General features: G+C 36.0%; 13 protein-coding genes. 10 read left to right on the top strand and 3 right to left on the bottom strand.

Annotated elements, in window-relative coordinates; translation table 11 throughout:
- Together ACFOWA_RS04375 and ACFOWA_RS04380 are read right to left on the bottom strand one after the other, a co-directional pair.
- The gene (locus ACFOWA_RS04375; RefSeq protein WP_378982157.1) at window positions 1-732 is read right to left on the bottom strand and encodes a polysaccharide biosynthesis/export family protein; all 732 of its coding nucleotides are present in this window, start codon (window positions 730-732) and stop codon (window positions 1-3) included.
- Between the two features lie 38 nt (window positions 733-770).
- Window positions 771-1889 carry a DUF1972 domain-containing protein gene (locus ACFOWA_RS04380; protein ID WP_378982159.1) on the bottom strand — a complete coding sequence of 373 codons (1119 nt, stop codon included), beginning with the start codon at window positions 1887-1889 and terminating at the stop codon, window positions 771-773.
- A gap of 648 nt (window positions 1890-2537) precedes the next feature.
- Here ACFOWA_RS04380 and ACFOWA_RS04385 point away from each other — a divergent pair.
- The 7 genes from ACFOWA_RS04385 to ACFOWA_RS04415 all read left to right on the top strand — a co-directional run bounded on the left by ACFOWA_RS04385 (window position 2538) and on the right by ACFOWA_RS04415 (window position 11618).
- Window positions 2538-3935 carry an aminopeptidase P N-terminal domain-containing protein gene (locus ACFOWA_RS04385; protein ID WP_378982161.1) on the top strand — a complete coding sequence of 466 codons (1398 nt, stop codon included), beginning with the start codon at window positions 2538-2540 and terminating at the stop codon, window positions 3933-3935.
- 10 nt (window positions 3936-3945) lie between these two features.
- Window positions 3946-5619 (top strand): M1 family metallopeptidase, encoded by a 1674-nt coding sequence (locus tag ACFOWA_RS04390; protein ID WP_378982163.1) that lies wholly within the window; start codon window positions 3946-3948, stop codon window positions 5617-5619.
- 133 nt (window positions 5620-5752) lie between these two features.
- On the top strand, window positions 5753-6670 hold the full coding sequence (locus tag ACFOWA_RS04395) for a dihydrodipicolinate synthase family protein (RefSeq protein WP_378982165.1): 918 nt from the start codon (window positions 5753-5755) through the stop codon (window positions 6668-6670).
- 12 nt (window positions 6671-6682) lie between these two features.
- Window positions 6683-8266 carry an aldehyde dehydrogenase (NADP(+)) gene (locus tag ACFOWA_RS04400; protein WP_378982167.1) on the top strand — a complete coding sequence of 528 codons (1584 nt, stop codon included), beginning with the start codon at window positions 6683-6685 and terminating at the stop codon, window positions 8264-8266.
- Window positions 8259-9260, top strand: coding sequence for a 4-hydroxyproline epimerase (locus tag ACFOWA_RS04405; RefSeq protein ID WP_378982169.1), 1002 nt, complete (start codon window positions 8259-8261; stop codon window positions 9258-9260). Before ACFOWA_RS04400 ends, ACFOWA_RS04405 begins: the two co-directional genes overlap by 8 nt.
- 45 nt (window positions 9261-9305) lie before the next feature.
- Entirely contained in the window at window positions 9306-10544 is a 1239-nt protein-coding gene (locus tag ACFOWA_RS04410; RefSeq protein WP_378982171.1) for an NAD(P)/FAD-dependent oxidoreductase, read from the top strand.
- Between the two features lie 162 nt (window positions 10545-10706).
- A complete protein-coding gene (locus ACFOWA_RS04415; protein WP_378982173.1) occupies window positions 10707-11618 on the top strand; it encodes an AraC family transcriptional regulator in 912 nt (303 codons plus the stop codon).
- A gap of 380 nt (window positions 11619-11998) precedes the next feature.
- Here ACFOWA_RS04415 and ACFOWA_RS04420 read toward each other — a convergent pair whose 3' ends face one another.
- Window positions 11999-12265, bottom strand: coding sequence for a hypothetical protein (locus tag ACFOWA_RS04420; RefSeq protein ID WP_378982175.1), 267 nt, complete (start codon window positions 12263-12265; stop codon window positions 11999-12001).
- 626 nt (window positions 12266-12891) lie between these two features.
- Between ACFOWA_RS04420 and ACFOWA_RS04425 the strand changes: the two genes are divergently transcribed.
- Genes ACFOWA_RS04425 through ACFOWA_RS04435 form a run of 3 tightly spaced genes read left to right on the top strand, consistent with a single transcriptional unit; the run spans window position 12892 to window position 17083 of the window.
- Window positions 12892-14394: an ankyrin repeat domain-containing protein gene (locus ACFOWA_RS04425; RefSeq protein ID WP_378982177.1), complete on the top strand. Its 1503-nt coding sequence runs from the start codon at window positions 12892-12894 to the stop codon at window positions 14392-14394.
- A gap of 4 nt (window positions 14395-14398) precedes the next feature.
- Window positions 14399-14884, top strand: a complete 486-nt coding sequence (locus tag ACFOWA_RS04430; protein WP_378982179.1) for a DUF2271 domain-containing protein — start codon at window positions 14399-14401, stop codon at window positions 14882-14884.
- A gap of 12 nt (window positions 14885-14896) precedes the next feature.
- Window positions 14897-17083, top strand: coding sequence for a PepSY domain-containing protein (locus ACFOWA_RS04435; RefSeq protein ID WP_378982181.1), 2187 nt, complete (start codon window positions 14897-14899; stop codon window positions 17081-17083).
- The last annotated feature ends 15 nt before the right edge of the window (window positions 17084-17098 follow it).

Consider the following 17098-nt stretch of genomic DNA (forward strand, 5'->3'; position numbering starts at 1 on the left):
TTACTTATGTAAAGTGGAGAATACAATGGCAATTACTGATAATGCAGAAACTATTAAGGTTCCTGTTTGGAAGCCACGACTAACTTGTGCATATTTAGTTTTACCAGGCTGAACATATATGACATCATTATTTTTTAAGTAATAATGTGTGGATGTAATAGCATTGTTTGAGGTTAAGTCTATTGGGAATATTGTTCGTTGTCCATCCATTTCTCTTATTAGAATAACATTAGATCGTTTTGCTGTGATATTTAAATCTCCTGCAAGTGCTAAGGCTTCTGTAACCGTAACTCGCTCATTAGTAATAGGAAAAACGCCGGGATGCTCAACATCACCTAAAACAGAAACTTTAAAATTTAATAGGCGTACCGTTACACTTGCTCCTTTTAATAGAGAGGAAACTTTAGCCATAATTTTTTGCTGTACTTCAGATGTAGTTATTCCAAGAACTTTAGTTTCGCCAAGTATAGGTAGGTTAATGTTTCCTTCCTGATCTACTAAATAGCCCATAACTGGATTAACTGGACTTACATCAAAATTGCTTCCATTTGTCCTTGTTAGATTGTTGTTAAAAATTGCAGATGCTTCAGGATTTAAACTAGTTATATTTATTCCAAGGATGTCATTTTTTTGAACAGTCAAAGGAGAATAATTTTCTATAGGAAGTGTAGAATTTGCCTTCGCATCTTGAAAATAGGGTACTTGCTTGTATGCGCTACATGAGAATAGCATACATAATAATAAAAGCAGTAAATAATAGTTATGTTTCATTACGAATGTTTAGGCTTATTTTTTAAAGTATTTATTTTGAAAAAGTGCTGTTCATACTGGTCTATTATTTTTTGCCAGCTAAACTGTTCCTTTATTTTTAAGTTGTTATTAATAACGAAGTCTAAATATTTTTTCGAAAATTTATCTGTTTCATTAATTTGCTTTGCCACTTCATCCGGAGTGGTAAAATACAAAGCATTATCACCAAGGATGTATTTGTTGAAATCATTGTAGTTTGCTGAAATTAAACTAGATGAAGCCATAGCTTCCAGTAGCGAGGGGTTGGTTCCACCTACGGTATGTCCATGAAAATATAAATTGGAAAAATATCTTAAGTTATTTAGATTTTCTATTTTATAGATTCCCCCTATAAACCTAATGTTGCTATAACCTTTATATTTATTCTTTAAATATTCTCCATATTTTGTTTCATGTCTGCCAATTACCAAAAATGATGTGTTGGTATTTGATTTGGCCACTCCATCTAAAATAATTTCTATACTATTTTCAGGTTCCAATCGTGCTAAAAGCATATTGTATTTATACTTTGATACGTTGTAATCCTTTAATATATTTTCATTTGGATTTTCAAAAAAAATTGTACCATAAGGGATGTAGGTAGAATCAATATTATATTTTTTATTAATGTACTTTTGTATTCCAATTGAATCACTTATTAAATGGTCACTTGATTTAACAGCTAATTTTTCTGCAAACAATAGAAAATGACGTACAAGTTTTCCAAACTTTGTTCTTTTCCATTCTAAACCATCCATGTTTGTTGTGAGTATAGGTTTGTTTGGAAGAAATTTGTACCATACTGAACTGCTGGTATATCCTAACTGCAAGATAATGTCGAGATTATGTTTTTTTAAATCTCTAATGCAGTTTAAATCATAAATGAACTGACCAACAGTTCCCAATTTGAATTCTGGATCATATCTATGGATAAGTTTCACTCCCCTCCAATTTGTATCTTGACAAGGATGATTGTGAGAGTTATATACAATAACGTTATGACCTCTTTCTACTAAACCTACAGCTAAATATTCCGCAAATTGTTCAAAGCCTCCGTAGTGATTTGGAATTCCTCTTGTACCTAAAATTGCTATTCGCATTAAAATTAATATGATTAAATTTCTGCATCAACTTATAATGAGAAGAACATCATAGTTTGAACATTGCGAAAGTATTTATAATTGCATGCGGGTACAATAGCCCTTTAATACTAATACTAATGCCATTTTTTAAACCAAAAGGTGAATACTGTTATGGTTATAACCTAAGCTTGACAAAGGATGTGGCTTTAAAAGAAAAGATGATATGTGAGAGAGAAAAATTTACGCTAGGATATACTGAAATTATACATATATCTGATCAAGAGGCAATTAATTGTGAATTCTGAATTGCTTTCAAAACACCAAAAAATACTTTGTGAATCTGTTTATTATAGATTTATTCAACCCTATATTTTTTATGAACCATAGGCCAAAGGCCATGGAATTTTTAATAAACCTCTTCATATTTTACAGTATTCTAATTCATTAGAAAACTAAAATTATTAAAATGTATATATAAATGTTGCTTGTTATTTTGCAGCTACTGTGCGTATTTTACCTTAATTTTAAACAAAACACTATTTATTTGCGATTTTTATACCATATGGATAGCTTATATTTTGCCGATATGAACCATATTTTATCCATTAATTTTAAAAATAACGCTAAAGTGAATGCTTTTGGGATATTTGCTTAACATCAAAAAATATGTTTGATAGAGAAATTTACATTAAAAGAAGAGCCGCTTTAAAGGTGAAATTTTCGGACGGGTTATTACTTTTTTTAGGTAATGAGGATAGTCCGATGAATTATGCTTCCAATAGTTATCATTTTAGGCAAGACAGTACTTTTTTATATTATTTTGGCATCAGCGAGCCATCATTATCTGCGATAATTGATATAGATCAGGATGAGATAATTCTCTTTGGCAATGAAATGAGCATTGATGATATTGTGTGGATGGGCAGGCAGAAAACTTTGAAAGAGAAAGCTTTTGATGCCGGTTTAAACCATATTCAAATAGCTGACAACCTGGATAGTTATCTGCTTCGATGTAAACAACAAAACAGAGAAATTCGTTTCTTACCACCGTATCGGCCCGAGAATAAAATTAAATTATCACAATGGTTTGATATATCGGTTCAGGAACTTGAAAGCTCAGCTTCAGTATTATTTATTCAATCGGTTATTGCGCAACGATCAATAAAAGCTGCAGAAGAAATTGCGGAGTTGGATAAGGCGGCAGTGTTATCAGCAGATATACATTTAATGGTGATGCAAACTGCAAAACCTGGTATGTACGAGCGTGAGCTGGCGGCTAAAATTCAAGAAGCTGCACTAGCATCAGGAGGAAATCTTGCTTATCCTGCAATTTTAACGGTTCGTGGCGAAATTCTGCACAATCATTTCCATGGCAATGTTTTAAAGGAAGGGCAAATGGTGCTGAATGACTCGGGCGTAGAAACAGCTTTGTTTTATGCAGGCGACCTTACCCGAACTTTCCCCGTGAGTAAGCAATTTAGTTCAGTACAAAAGGATGTTTATAATGTAGTGCTGGAAGCTTATACAAACGCGAAAGATGCTTTAGCTCCTGGTGTCCGTTATCTTGATGTTCATTTAACATCATGTAAAACTTTAGCACAAGGATTAAAAGACATCGGTTTAATGAAAGGCAATGTAGATGATGCGGTTGAAGCCGGTGCACACGCCATGTTTTTTCAATGCGGTACCGGCCACATGATGGGTTTGGATGTACATGATATGGAAGATTTGGGTGAGCAATATGTTGGTTACACCGAAACGCTAAAAAAGAACACTACACAGTTTGGTTTAAAATCTTTACGCTTGGGTAAAGCACTTGAAGCTGGTTATGTGCTAACGGTTGAACCCGGTGTTTATATTATACCAGAATTGATTGACAGATGGAAGGTGGAACAAAAATTTTCTGAATTTATTGACTACGAAAAACTGGAGCAGTTTAGAGATTTTACAGGAATTCGCATTGAGGATGATTTTCTTATTACAGAGGGAGGAAACAGAATGCTAGGAAAGTATCTTGCGCAAAGTGTAGAAGAAATTGAAACCATCAGAACTAATGCCTTTTAATACGCACCTAATGAAAACAATAACACGTTTATTTGTTGTACTAATCCTTTTAGCAGGTTTTAATAAGGCTTTTGCTCAAAGCCAAAAGGTTTATACAAAAGCTGATACTTTAAGAGGAACGCTAACACCAGAACGTACCTGGTGGGATGTGCAGCGTTATGAGCTTGCTATTAAACCCGATTATAATGATAAAAGCATCAGCGGTTCTAATCAAATTGTATATAAAGTTGTTGGTGCCAACAATGGTAAAACCCGCATGCAAATAGACTTGCAAGAGCCATTAATAATTGATAGCATTTTGTACAATGGTAAACAGAAATTAAAATTTGAACATACAGGGAGCGTTTGGTATGCGCATGTGCCTGCTCAAAAAATATCGGCAACAAACAACGTAAATATATTCTATCATGGTAAGGTTCATCAGGCAAAGCGAGCACCATGGGATGGCGGATTTATTTTTACTGCCGATTCGCTAGGGCGCCCATGGATGACTGTTGCATGCCAGGGTTTGGGTGCTTCTATTTGGTATCCGAATAAAGATCATCAAAGTGATGAGCCAAATTTGGGCGCATCTTTAACCATGACAATTCCTGACACTTTGGTAGCTGTTGGAAATGGTAGGTTGGTTTTTAAAAAAAATAATAACAATGGTACTGCAACATATAAATACAATGTTGTTATCCCAATTAGCAATTACTGCATTATACCATACATTGGTAAGTACGTAAATTTTAAAGAAAAATATGCTGGAGAAAAGGGAGCTTTAGATTTGAATTATTGGGTGCTTGATTATAATTATCCGAAGGCGAAAACCTATATGCCTGATCAGGTTCATAAAATGCTTAAAAGCTTTGAATACTGGTTTGGCCCTTATCCTTTTTATGAAGATGGTTACCAGCTTATTGATGCCTCGCATACCGGAATGGAACATCAATCGGCCGTTTCTTATGGCAACTGGTACAAATTTGGTTATCGTGGTAGGGATATGTCTGGCGATGGCTGGGGTTTGAAATGGGATTTTATCATCATCCATGAAAGCGGACACGAATGGTTTGGCAACAACATTACAACCAATGATTTAGCTGATATGTGGGTACATGAAGGTTTTACCAATTACAGCGAAACGCTTTTTGTTGATTACATTTTTGGCAACCAAGCCGGTAATGAATACAATTTCGGTATAAGGAAAGGTATCAAAAACGATAGTCCAATCATTCCGCCTTATGGTGTAAACGCTCAGGGCAGTGGAGATATGTATCCAAAAGGTGGAAACATGTTGCATTCTATTCGTCACGGATTAGACAATGATGAACTTTTCCGATCGATTTTACGAGGCTTGAATAAAACATTTTATCATCAAACGGTTAGTACTAAGCAAATAGAAAATTATGTTTCTAAACAGGCAGGGTTTAATTACGATAAAGTATTTGACCAATATTTAAGAACTATACAAATACCAACGTTAGAATATTATTTAAAAAACGGGAAGGCTTTTTATCGTTATACGAATTGTGTAAAAGGATTTAATTTGCCACTCACTTTAACTAAAAAAGGAACTAAATCGATAAAAGTTATTCCTACAGAAAACTGGCAAGAAATCGCTTTGGGAAATGGTCAGGATGCATTATTTACAAAACAAGCTATAGAATTTATGTATTATCTAAGCGTCATACAAGTAAATTAATTAGGATAATATTTTGTATAAAAAATTGGTGTATTTATAACTCATATCGGTTAATATTAAACAATAGTTGGATGGGTGTATTCGCTAACTTTGAAAAGATAAATCAAAATAATAATCATTTAAAGATAAAATAATGAGTATAAAATGGACTGGCGTATTTCCCGCTGTTACCACAAAATTTACCGCAAACGATGAGTTGGATTTCGAATCATTCGACATAAATATTGAGGCACAATTAGAAGCTGGCGCCGAAGGCATCATTTTAGGTGGTTCGCTTGGAGAGGCAAGTGTGCTTACTGATGAGGAGAAATTCAGCTTATTATCGCATACGCTAACTGTAGTAAATGGAAGGGTGCCAGTTTTATTAAACATTGCAGAATCTACAACCAAAAAAGCAATTGAAGTTGCCGCAAAAGCCAAATCACTTGGTGCAAATGGTTTAATGTTATTGCCACCAATGCGTTACAATGCAGCAGCTGATGAAACATTAGCATTTTTTGGCGCAATTGCAGAAAGCACGGATTTGCCGATAATGATTTACAACAACCCGGTTGATTATAAAATCGAGGTAACGCTCGATATGTTTGAGGTGCTTACCAAATATGATAACATACAGGCCATTAAAGAATCTACCAGAGATGTATCTAACGTAACCAGATTGATTAATCGTTTTGGCGAGCGATTTAAAATATTTACTGGTGTAGATCCTTTAGCAATGGAAAGCATTGTGATGGGCGCACACGGTTGGGTTGCGGGTTTGGTGGATGCTTTTCCGAAAGAAACCGTAGCGATTTTTAGGCTGATAAAAGAAAATAGAATTAGTGAGGCATTAACCATTTATCGTTGGTTTTTACCTGTGCTGGAATTGGATATTCATCCAAAACTGGTACAATACATCAAGCTTGCCGAAGTGGCAACTGGTTTAGGTACCGAAGCAGTTCGTGCGCCTCGTTTAACGCTTCATGGTGAAGAACGTGAGCGTGTTTTAAAAATTATTAATGATGCGTTGGCTACTCGCCCCGAATTGCCTGCCGGCAGTTGGGGAAAATAGTTTGAAAACAATATGAACGGAAAAAATATCGTAGCAGCAACCTTTGTAGATACAAACGAGCTGAAATTAAATGCTGTAAATCCTTCGTCGGGACAGGTAATAGATGGTGATTTTGACAAGGCTAATGAGCAACTGGTTGATGAAGCTTTAGTAGCTGCTACAGACGCTTTTGCGATTTATAGATCCATTAATAAAGATGTTAAGGTTAAATTTTTAAATACAATTGCTGATGAAATTTCGGCAATAACTGAGGATTTGGTAAAAAGAGCATCTGCAGAAAGTGGTTTGCCTACAGCACGTATACAAGGAGAAGTTGGGCGTACAACCGGGCAATTGCGTTTATTTGCAAATTTAGTGGCTGAAGGTTCGTGGGTTAATGCAATAATTGATACTGCACAGCCAGATAGACAACCACTACCTAAACCGGATATAAGAAGAATGCTTATCCCGCTAGGGCCTGTTGTCGTTTTCGGTGCGAGTAATTTTCCTTTGGCATTTTCTGTTGCAGGTGGCGATACAGCTTCTGCATTGGCTTCGGGTTGCCCGGTAATTGTAAAGGCACACCCTGCACATTATGGTACAAGCGCATTGGTTGCAGAAGCAATTATGGCTGCCGTAGAAAAAACAGGTATGCCGAAAGGTGTGTTTTCTTTACTTTATGATAATGGATTTGAAATTGGTTCGGCTCTGGTTAAGCATCCGCTTACAAAGGCTGTAACTTTTACAGGTTCTTTTAAAGGTGGCATGGCATTGGTTAAACTTGCAGAACAAAGATCAATTCCTATTCCGGTGTTTGCAGAAATGGGTAGTATTAATCCTGTGATTTTCCTTCCCAAAGCTTTAGAAACGCAAGCTGAAACTTTAGCAAAAAAATATGCTGCATCCATTACACAAGGTGCAGGTCAGTTTTGTACAAACCCAGGCTTAATGCTGGCGATAGCATCTCCTGCACTTGAAACATTTAAAAAAGCATTATCTGAAGCCATTTCGTTAATTCCATCTGCAACAATGCTTACAGAAGGCATTGCGCATAATTATAACGAACTTGCTGCTGAAATTATCATTGATGATACCACTTCGATTTTAGGTATCTCTAACTTAAAAGATAAAGATTTGCAAAACCAATCTCAGGCTTTGGTTGCACAAATTAAGGCAGAAGATTTTATCGCTAATCCAAAATATAGAGAGGAAATTTTCGGACCCTATTCATTGTTGGTTATTGCAAAAAACTTAGGTGAGTTAGAAGCCGCAATAGCTGTGTTGGATGGTCAGCTTACGGCAACACTTATGGCTGAAAGTGAAGAATTAAAAAGCTATTCATCGCTTATAAATACACTCACAGATAAAACCGGACGAATAATTTTGAATGGTGTGCCAACAGGCGTAGAGGTTTGTGCTGCAATGCAACATGGTGGTCCTTTTCCGGCAACAAATGATAGCCGTTTTACCTCTGTAGGTTCCACAGCTGTTTATCGTTTTGTTCGTCCGCTTGCTTATCAAGATTGGCATCAGGATTTATTACCCGATGAATTAAAAAATGGTAATCCATTACATATTTTTAGAACAGTTGACCAAAAATTAACTAAAGATGAGTAAGACTTTTTTCTGCGTTGATGCGCATACTTGTGGCAATCCGGTTAGGTTGGTAGCTGGGGGCGGACCGCAATTAATCGGCGCCAACATGAGTGAAAAGCGTCAACACTTTTTAAAGGAGTTTGATTGGATAAGAACAGGCTTAATGTTCGAACCTCGTGGGCATGATATGATGTCGGGAAGTATTCTTTACCCGCCGCACGACCCAGCCAACGATGTTGCAGTTTTATTTATCGAAACTAGTGGTTGCTTGCCTATGTGTGGCCATGGTACAATTGGAACCATAACCATAGCGATAGAAGAAGGATTGATTCAGCCAAAAGTACCATGCATAATTAGAATGGAAGCACCTGCAGGCTTGGTTTTAATTGAATACAAGCAGGAAGGAAAAAAGGTTAAATCAGTAAAATTGCGGAATGTAGCTTCTTATCTGGCTGCAGAAAATCTTCAGGTAGAATGCCCTGATTTGGGTTTGCTAACCTTTGATGTTGCTTATGGCGGAAATTTCTATGCCATTGTCGATCCTCAGGAGAATTTCCCAGGATTGGAAAATTATACGGCATCTCAACTTATTACCTGGAGTCAGACCATCAGGAAACGGATTAATGACCTATATAATTTTGTGCACCCGCTCGATGAAACGATTAACGGCTGCAGCCATGTATTGTGGACAGGCAAAACAATCGACCCAACCTCAACTGCTCGTAATGCCGTTTTTTATGGTGATAAAGCAATTGATAGGTCGCCTTGCGGAACAGGAACTTCTGCACGGATGGCGCAATGGCATGCTAAAGGCAAACTAAAAAAGGGCGAAGATTTTATCCACGAAAGTTTTATCGGAAGCAAATTTACAGGTCGGGTAGAAGATGAAGTTGATTTAAATGGAATCAAAGCCATTATACCAAGTGTAGAAGGATGGGCAAAGGTTTTTGGTTACAATACGATAAAAATAGATGCCGAAGATGACCCTTATGCTTACGGTTTTCAGGTTATTTAGCAATACTATTCGATTGTAATTCAAATCGTAAAAAATAAAAAATACATGGCAAAGGTTTTAATTATTGGTGGTGGGATTGTTGGTTTAAGTTCAGCTTATTATCTCCATAAAAAGGGATTTCAGGTTACTATACTGGATAAAAGCAATGTTGTAGACAATTGTTCTTTAGGAAACGCCGGAATGATTGTACCCAGTCATTTCGTTCCTTTGGCTGCTCCAGGAATGATTAGTCAGGGCATCCGTTGGATGTTTGATAGCAAAAGCCCATTTTATGTTCGCCCCAGTTTAAACTTAAACCTGGTAAACTGGGGATTAAAATTTATGAAGCATGCAACTGTAAAGCATGTTGCGGCATCAGCAGAACCACTTAGAGATTTATCGTTATTGAGCAAAAAGCTTTATCAGGATTTATCAGGTGAACCCGATTTTGATTTTGAACTTACAAATAATGGTATTCTTGCCTTTTACAAAACAGAAAAGGCGGGAGAGGAGGAAGCGCATTTAGCCAAAAGAGCCATAGAATTAGGTTTAGATATGGCAGTTTTAAATGCTGCGGAATGTAAAGCTTTGCAACCAGAACTAGAATTGGACGTACTCGGTGCGGTACATTATCGTTGCGATGCTCATCTTTACCCAGGCAAACTGATTAAAAATTTAATTCAATATCTGGAGCAAAATGGTGTTAAAATCATGAGCGACAGAACTGTTGATAAAATAGAATCAGAATCAGATCGCATTACCAAAGTTTTTACAGGCGATGAGGTTTGGGAAGCTGATGAGTATGTTCTTGCAAGTGGCTCTTGGTCGCCGGCAATTGCAAAAATGATAAACTTAAACATATCGTTAATGCCAGGCAAAGGCTATTCGTTTATGGAGCCTGAGCCAAAAAATCGCATTACAATACCAGCATTATTGTGTGAAGCAAGGGTTGCTATTACGCCAATGAATGGTAACATCAGGTATGGCGGCACAATGGAATTGGATAAAATTAATACTCGTGTAAATATGCAAAGGGTAAAAGGGATTGTAGAATCTGTTCCGAAGTACTTCCCTGATTTAAAACCCGAATTGCCGCCGCAGGATAAAATTTGGTATGGCTTCCGACCATCATCTCCAGATGGCTTACCATACATTGCCCGAAGTAAAGAAAAAAAAAACCTAATTGTTGCAACAGGGCATGGGATGATGGGTTTAAGTTTAGGACCAGCTACTGGTTTGCTGGTTAGCCAGATTATAGCAGAAGAAAAATCAGAAATTGGGCTGGAAGCTTATAAACTACGTTAATAGTTATTTGTAAGAATTTTGATATTTTGTAACAATTTCATAAGCAATCTTGCAAGATTTTATCAATTTCTAACCATTTTTTAACTTGATTTTTTAAATGCAGCATACTACGGGTTAATTTTTATATATTCCTTTCAGAATTCCTATAAATCATCCCGTCCAATGAAAGTATTACCTTTTACGATGCTTGTCCCTGATGACAAGAGCGTTATATCTGAACATGTAGAACTTCCTTTCTTTTATCAATACCTGCACAGGCACGATGAATGGCAAATTACCTATATCGAAAAAGGCGAAGGAACACTTATAGCAGGTAATGATATGCATCCTTTTATGGCTGGAGATGTTTTCCTGATAGGTGCCAAGTTGCCTCATTTATTCAAAAGTAATCCCGAATATTTTTCTAATGATAAGCAGATAACGGTAAAGGCTTGTTCGGTTTATTTTAATTCGGGTGGAATTTTAAGTGCTTTATTTGGATTACCAGAAATGAAAGCAGCTAGTTTATTCTTGTCAAAAAATAAACATGGTTTCAAAATTCCTGAACAGTTTACTAAAACGATTGTACAAAAAATGTTTGATGTGCATCATGCATCAGGCTCTGATGTGCTTTTCACTTTTTTAAAATTGGTTAACAGTCTTCATAGCCTAAATGAAAACGTTTTGCCATTGTGTTCTGATTTGTATTCATCTAATGTTTCCGAAAATGATGGCATGCGTTTAAGTAAAATCATCAATTTTATAACCGAAAATTACAATAGTCAAATTTCTTTAGAGGATGTGGCAAATGCTGCGTTTATGACGCCACAGGCATTTTGCCGTTATTTTAAAAAGCACACCGGGCATACATTTGTATCCTTTTTAAATGAAGTTAGAATTAACGATGCTTGTAAAAGTTTAATCTCTGGTGCAAAAGCCGATTGCATTTCTGGTGTAGCTTATAAATCAGGTTTTAACAGCATCACAAATTTTAACAGGGTTTTTAAGAGTATTATTGGTCAGTCGCCAAGAGCATATATAGATACTTATAAAAATGTAAGTAAGGTAAATTACAATGTTGCTGTAGGTGTTTAATAAATAATCAATTGAAATTCATGCCATTATCTTGATTTCGGTCTGTGTCCTCACAGACCAAACTTTTAAATTACAAAGATTGTCGGCTTCGTTCGAAATGACGGTTATAGATATTTCCTACTTGCCTAACAAACCGCTGTTTTTGAACCTGACAATAGCGGCAGCTCCGAGTTTTTCTACGAGGGCTACAGCACTTGGCAGGGCTGCAAACCCCGATGAAATGCTGACGATAATTTCCAAAATAAAAACTCCTGTAAAATCATCACAGAGATGATAAATATTTTTTGGAAAGCAGTGGCAGTGGTGCTTTTGAAAAAGCAGTCCCGCCCTCGTTTCTGCCGATGAAAAATCGGCATCTCACTAAGTCGGGTTTAGGGATGTTATAATTGTGCTGCTATTAAAGACCATTTAGCCCTTCCCTCATCTTTGTCTAAACAAGTTCCTCGGTTTGTGTCCCCAAAGAACGAAATATTAAGATTCAAAGATTTTTCGGCTACGCTAGAAATGACGATTATTAATATTTCCCACTTGCCTAACCAACCGATGTTTATAAACCTGACAATAGCAGCAGCCCCGAGTTTTTCTACGAGGGCTATAGCGGTTGGCAGGGCTGCAAACCCCGATGAAATGCTGACGATAATTTCCAAAATAAAAACTCCTGTAAAATCATCACAGAGTTGATAAATATTTTTTGGAAAGCAGTGGCAGTGATGCTTTTGAAAAAGCAGTCCCGCCCTCGTTTCTGCCGATGAAAAATCGGCATCTCACTAAGTCGGGTTTAGGGATGTTATAATTGTGCTGCTATTAAAGACCATTTAGCCCTTCCCTCATCTTTGTCTAAACAAGTTCCTCGGTCTGTGTCCCCAAAGAACGAAATATTAAGATTCAAAGATTTTTCGGCTACGCTAGAAATGACGATTATTAATATTTCCCACTTGCCTAACCAACCGATGTTTATAAACCTGACAATAGCAGCAGCCCCGAGTTTTTCTACGAGGGCTATAGCGGTTGGCAGGGCTGAAACCTCCAATGAAATACTGAACGTTGATTTCCAAAACAAAAAACCAGTAATAAATTATCGATGTACATTTATGGAAAGCAATTACTGCAGCGCTTTTGTAACGGTAATTCAGCGTTATTTCCTGCCGATGAAAACCAGAATCTCAATATGTAAAAAAATAAATATTGTAAAACGATTCTTATTTAGACTAATTCTTATTAATTTTGAAATTGTAAATAAACATCAGTTAAAGCAATTTCATCATTACATAAAATGAAAAAATTATTATTCGCAATTGGTCTGCTTTTTAGTATTTCTGTTCAAGCTCAAAAGAATAGTCTTTTAGAAGCTTCTTTCTGGCAAACCAAACCAGATGTGAATGCCGTTAAAGCTGAAATAGAGAAGGGTGCGAATCCTGCTCAATTTAACCCGTCTAGTTTCGATCCGGTAGTTATGGCTATTAATGCCGAAGCTCCAAATGAAACCATAAAATTTTTGTTATCGCAACCAGGCAATGATGTAAATAAACTAACCCACGATGGGCGTATTTATGTTCATTGGGCTGCTAGCAGAGGGAATAGCGAAATTGTGGATTACTTAATATCAAAAGGTTCTGATGTAAAGATGAAAGATAGTCATGGTACAAGCCCATTATTGTTTGCCGCATCTGCAGCACAGCAAAATACCAAAATCTACGATTCATTTATTGCTCGCGGGGTTAATTTAAAAACTGATTTAAGTGGTTCGGGTGCAAATGCATTATTGGTTGCCATTGGAAATGATAAGGATTTTAAGCTTACGGATTATTTTGTGTCAAAAGGATTAAGTTTAAAAAGTGTTGATGCAGAAGGACATAATGCTTTCGGTTATGCGGCAAAATCTGGAAATGTAGAAGTACTTAAAGCATTAATAGCTAAAGGTGTTCCGGTTGATAATGGTGCAATTTTAATGGCTGCAGAAGGTTCACGTAGAGGTCCGGCGCCAATTGAAGTGTTTCAATATTTAGAAAGTTTAAATGTAAAACCTACAACGCTTACTAAAGATGGAAGAAATGTTTTGCATGCTATAGTTCGTCGGCCTGGTCAGTTAGAATTAATTAAGCATTTTATTGCAGAAGGTGTCGATGTGAACCAGGCAGATGCAGATGGCAATACCGTATTGATGAACGCTGCAATTTCTAATCGCGATACATCAGTTTTTGCAATTTTGTTGCCGAAAGTTAAAAACATTAACCAAGCCAATTCGAAAGGATTAACAGCACCAGCAATGGCTGTAAACGGCAATTCGCCAGCAATTGTTAATTTACTTATTGCAAAAGGTGCAAACATAAATTCAGTTGATAAGGATGGAAATAACCTTGCTTATTATTTAATCCAATCTTATGCTCCGGAAGGAAGTCGCCAGGCACCCGGTTCGCCAAGTAAAGCACAAGAATTTGAACAGAAAATGAAAGTTTTGCAAGATAAGGGCTTTAATATTTCAACGCCACAGCAAAATGGAAATACGCTGTATCACCTAGCCGTTGCCAAAGGCGATATTGCTTTGGTTAAACGGTTTCAAGATTTATCGATAGATATTAATGCTAAAAATAAAGATGGAATTACAGCGTTACATAAAGCTGCAATGATTTCTAAAGATGATGCGATGCTAAAATATTTGCTATCAATTGGTGCTAAAAAAGAACCTAAAACTAATTTCGATGAAAGTGCTTTTGATTTAGCTAGTGAAAATGAATCACTTTCGAAAGGCAACATTTCATTAAGCTTCTTAAAATAATAAAATGAATAATATTTTTAAAATTTCTTTACTGGTTTTAACCTTAGCATTCTTAAAACCAAATCAGGCATCGGCGCAAACGGCTAAATACAAATGCATGATACAAATGACTAATTATATGGGCGAAGGCGCATATATGGTTATTTCATTAATTAATCCAAAAGGACAGTATGAGAAAACACTTTATGTTTTGGGTTCGGATAAAAAATGGTACAATAGTTTAAAAGAATGGCATAAGTTTAATGCTAAAAAACCTGCAAATATTAGTGCAATTACTGGTGCTTCTTTAACAGGTGGCGACCGTGGCGTTTCTGTAATAGAAATTGATAAGACCAAAATTAATACTGGCTATAAATTGCGTTTCGAAAGTGCTGTTGAAGACCAAAAATATAATGTTAAAGATCTTGAAATAGCATTAACCACTGAGTCATTATCGGCAAAAAGTGATGGGACAGGTTTTATTAGATACGTACGTTTTAGTCCTAATTAATTTTTTAGGCTAATGATGAATAATTTTTGGAGATACTGCCACCTTACTTTAGCAGTATCTTCTTTTCTTTTCCTATTGCTTGCCTCCATTACTGGGGCTATTCTATCGCTCGAGCCAGTTTTAGAAAGGTCGAAGCCTTTTGCTGCAGGAAATCTTGATAGAATAACGCTTGCTCAATCTATTCCTACGCTCCGAGATAAATATCCAGACCTTACCAAAATCTCTGTTGAAAACAATCAATTTGTTTTAATTGAAGGCACCGATAAAAATGGTGATGATCTTAAAGCATATGTCAACCCGCAAACCGGAAAAATACTTGGTAAACCTGACAAGAAAAACGAGTTTTTTCAATGGGTAACTACGCTTCACCGCTCTTTATTTTTACACGAAACCGGTCGGATATTTATTGGCATAACTGCATTTTTGCTTATTCTGATTGCAATTTCAGGAATTTTCCTTGTTATAAAACGGCAGCGAGGAATTAAACGGTTTTTCGCTACAATACCAAACGACAAATCGAAGCAATATTATCATACTGTAATTGGTCGGCTATCTTTGGTTTTTATTCTACTCATCGCAATCAGCGGAACATATTTATCGTTAAATACACTTGGAATTATCAAGCCATTTAAGGCAGGAGTAGAGGTTAATTTTGATAAAATTCAAACGGGTGCTCAAATCAACTTAAAAGATTTTGAAGTTTTTAAAAGTATTAAATATGCTGGTGTTCATTCCATAGAGTTTCCCTTTTCAGAAGATGTTGAAGATTATTTTATTTTAACCTTAAAAGACCGAGAAATCGCGGTAAATCAAGTAACTGGTGTAATTTTAGCTGAAACAAAATATCCTTTTTCGGTTTTGATTTCAGATTTCAGTATGAAAATTCATACTGGCAGAGCCAGCATTATTTGGTCGATTATTTTAGGTATTGCATCTCTAAGTATTCTCTTTTTTATTTATTCGGGCTTCGCAATAACATTGAAAAGAATTTCGAAAGGGTCGAAAAATAAATATGCTAAAGATGAATGCGCTTATATTTTACTTACTGGTTCTGAAAATGGTTCTACACATCGTTATGCCTCTTCAATTCATAAATTATTATTAAAACAAGGCAAGAAGGCATATTTAAGTTCCTTAAATAATTATGCTCTTTATCCGAAGGCAGAACAAATAATTGTATTTACATCAACTTATGGAGATGGTGAAGCGCCAACAAATGCAAGTAAGTTTATAGCATTGGTTAAGGCAAAACCTCAAATACAACAGGTAAATTTCTCGGTTTTGGGTTTTGGCTCTAAAGCATATCCCGATTTTTGCAAGTTTGCTTTCGATGTGCATAATTTCTTATCCGCACAAAACTGGGCTACACCATTAATTGATATTCATACTGTTGATGACAGGTCGCCATCAGATTTACTTTTATGGCAAGAATCTTGGTCGCAAAAGGCAAATATTTCCTTCGCTGAGTTTTCAAATGCTGAAGCAGATAATTTAAAATCCTTAACTGCTTTTACCGTTAAATCACACACTAATATAGGAGATACAATTTTAATTAATCTTAAACCAGGAATTAGAACAAGAGCTAAATCTGGGGATTTGCTGGCTATTTATCCCGCTAACGACCATCGGGAACGTTTATATTCTATCGGGATTGTAGATAAATCAATTCAATTGAGTGTTAAACTCCATGAAAATGGAATAGGTTCTGGCTTTTTAAATCGATTAAAGCCTGGCGAAAGATTGAAAGCCAGAATAATAAAAAATACACATTTCAATTTGCCTGCAAAAGCGCCTAACCTTATTTTAATTTCTAATGGTACTGGAATTGCACCATTTTTAGGGATGATAGATGAGAACAAAAATAAAATTAGTTGCCATCTTTACTGTGGCTTTCAAACAACTTCTTCGTTCGAGCCATTTAAAGAATTTTTAAATGTTAAGCTACGCGAATCTAAATTGAATAAACTAAATGTTGCATATTCAAGAGCAGAAGCTAAACAATATGTTAGCCACCTTATTGCCACAAATGCAGATTTAGTTGTCCAAAATTTACTTAGTGGAGGTGTTATTATGATTTGTGGTTCATTATCAATGCAAAAGGATATTCTTGTGATTTTGGATGAAATCTGTGCATCACAAACTGAACATCCTCTATCATTTTATCAGTCTAGAAATCAAATTTTAATGGATTGCTACTAAAGTTAATAAGCTTAC

This window comes from Pedobacter lithocola (assembly GCF_042650845.1).
In the GTDB taxonomy this organism is placed as follows: domain Bacteria; phylum Bacteroidota; class Bacteroidia; order Sphingobacteriales; family Sphingobacteriaceae; genus Pedobacter; species Pedobacter lithocola.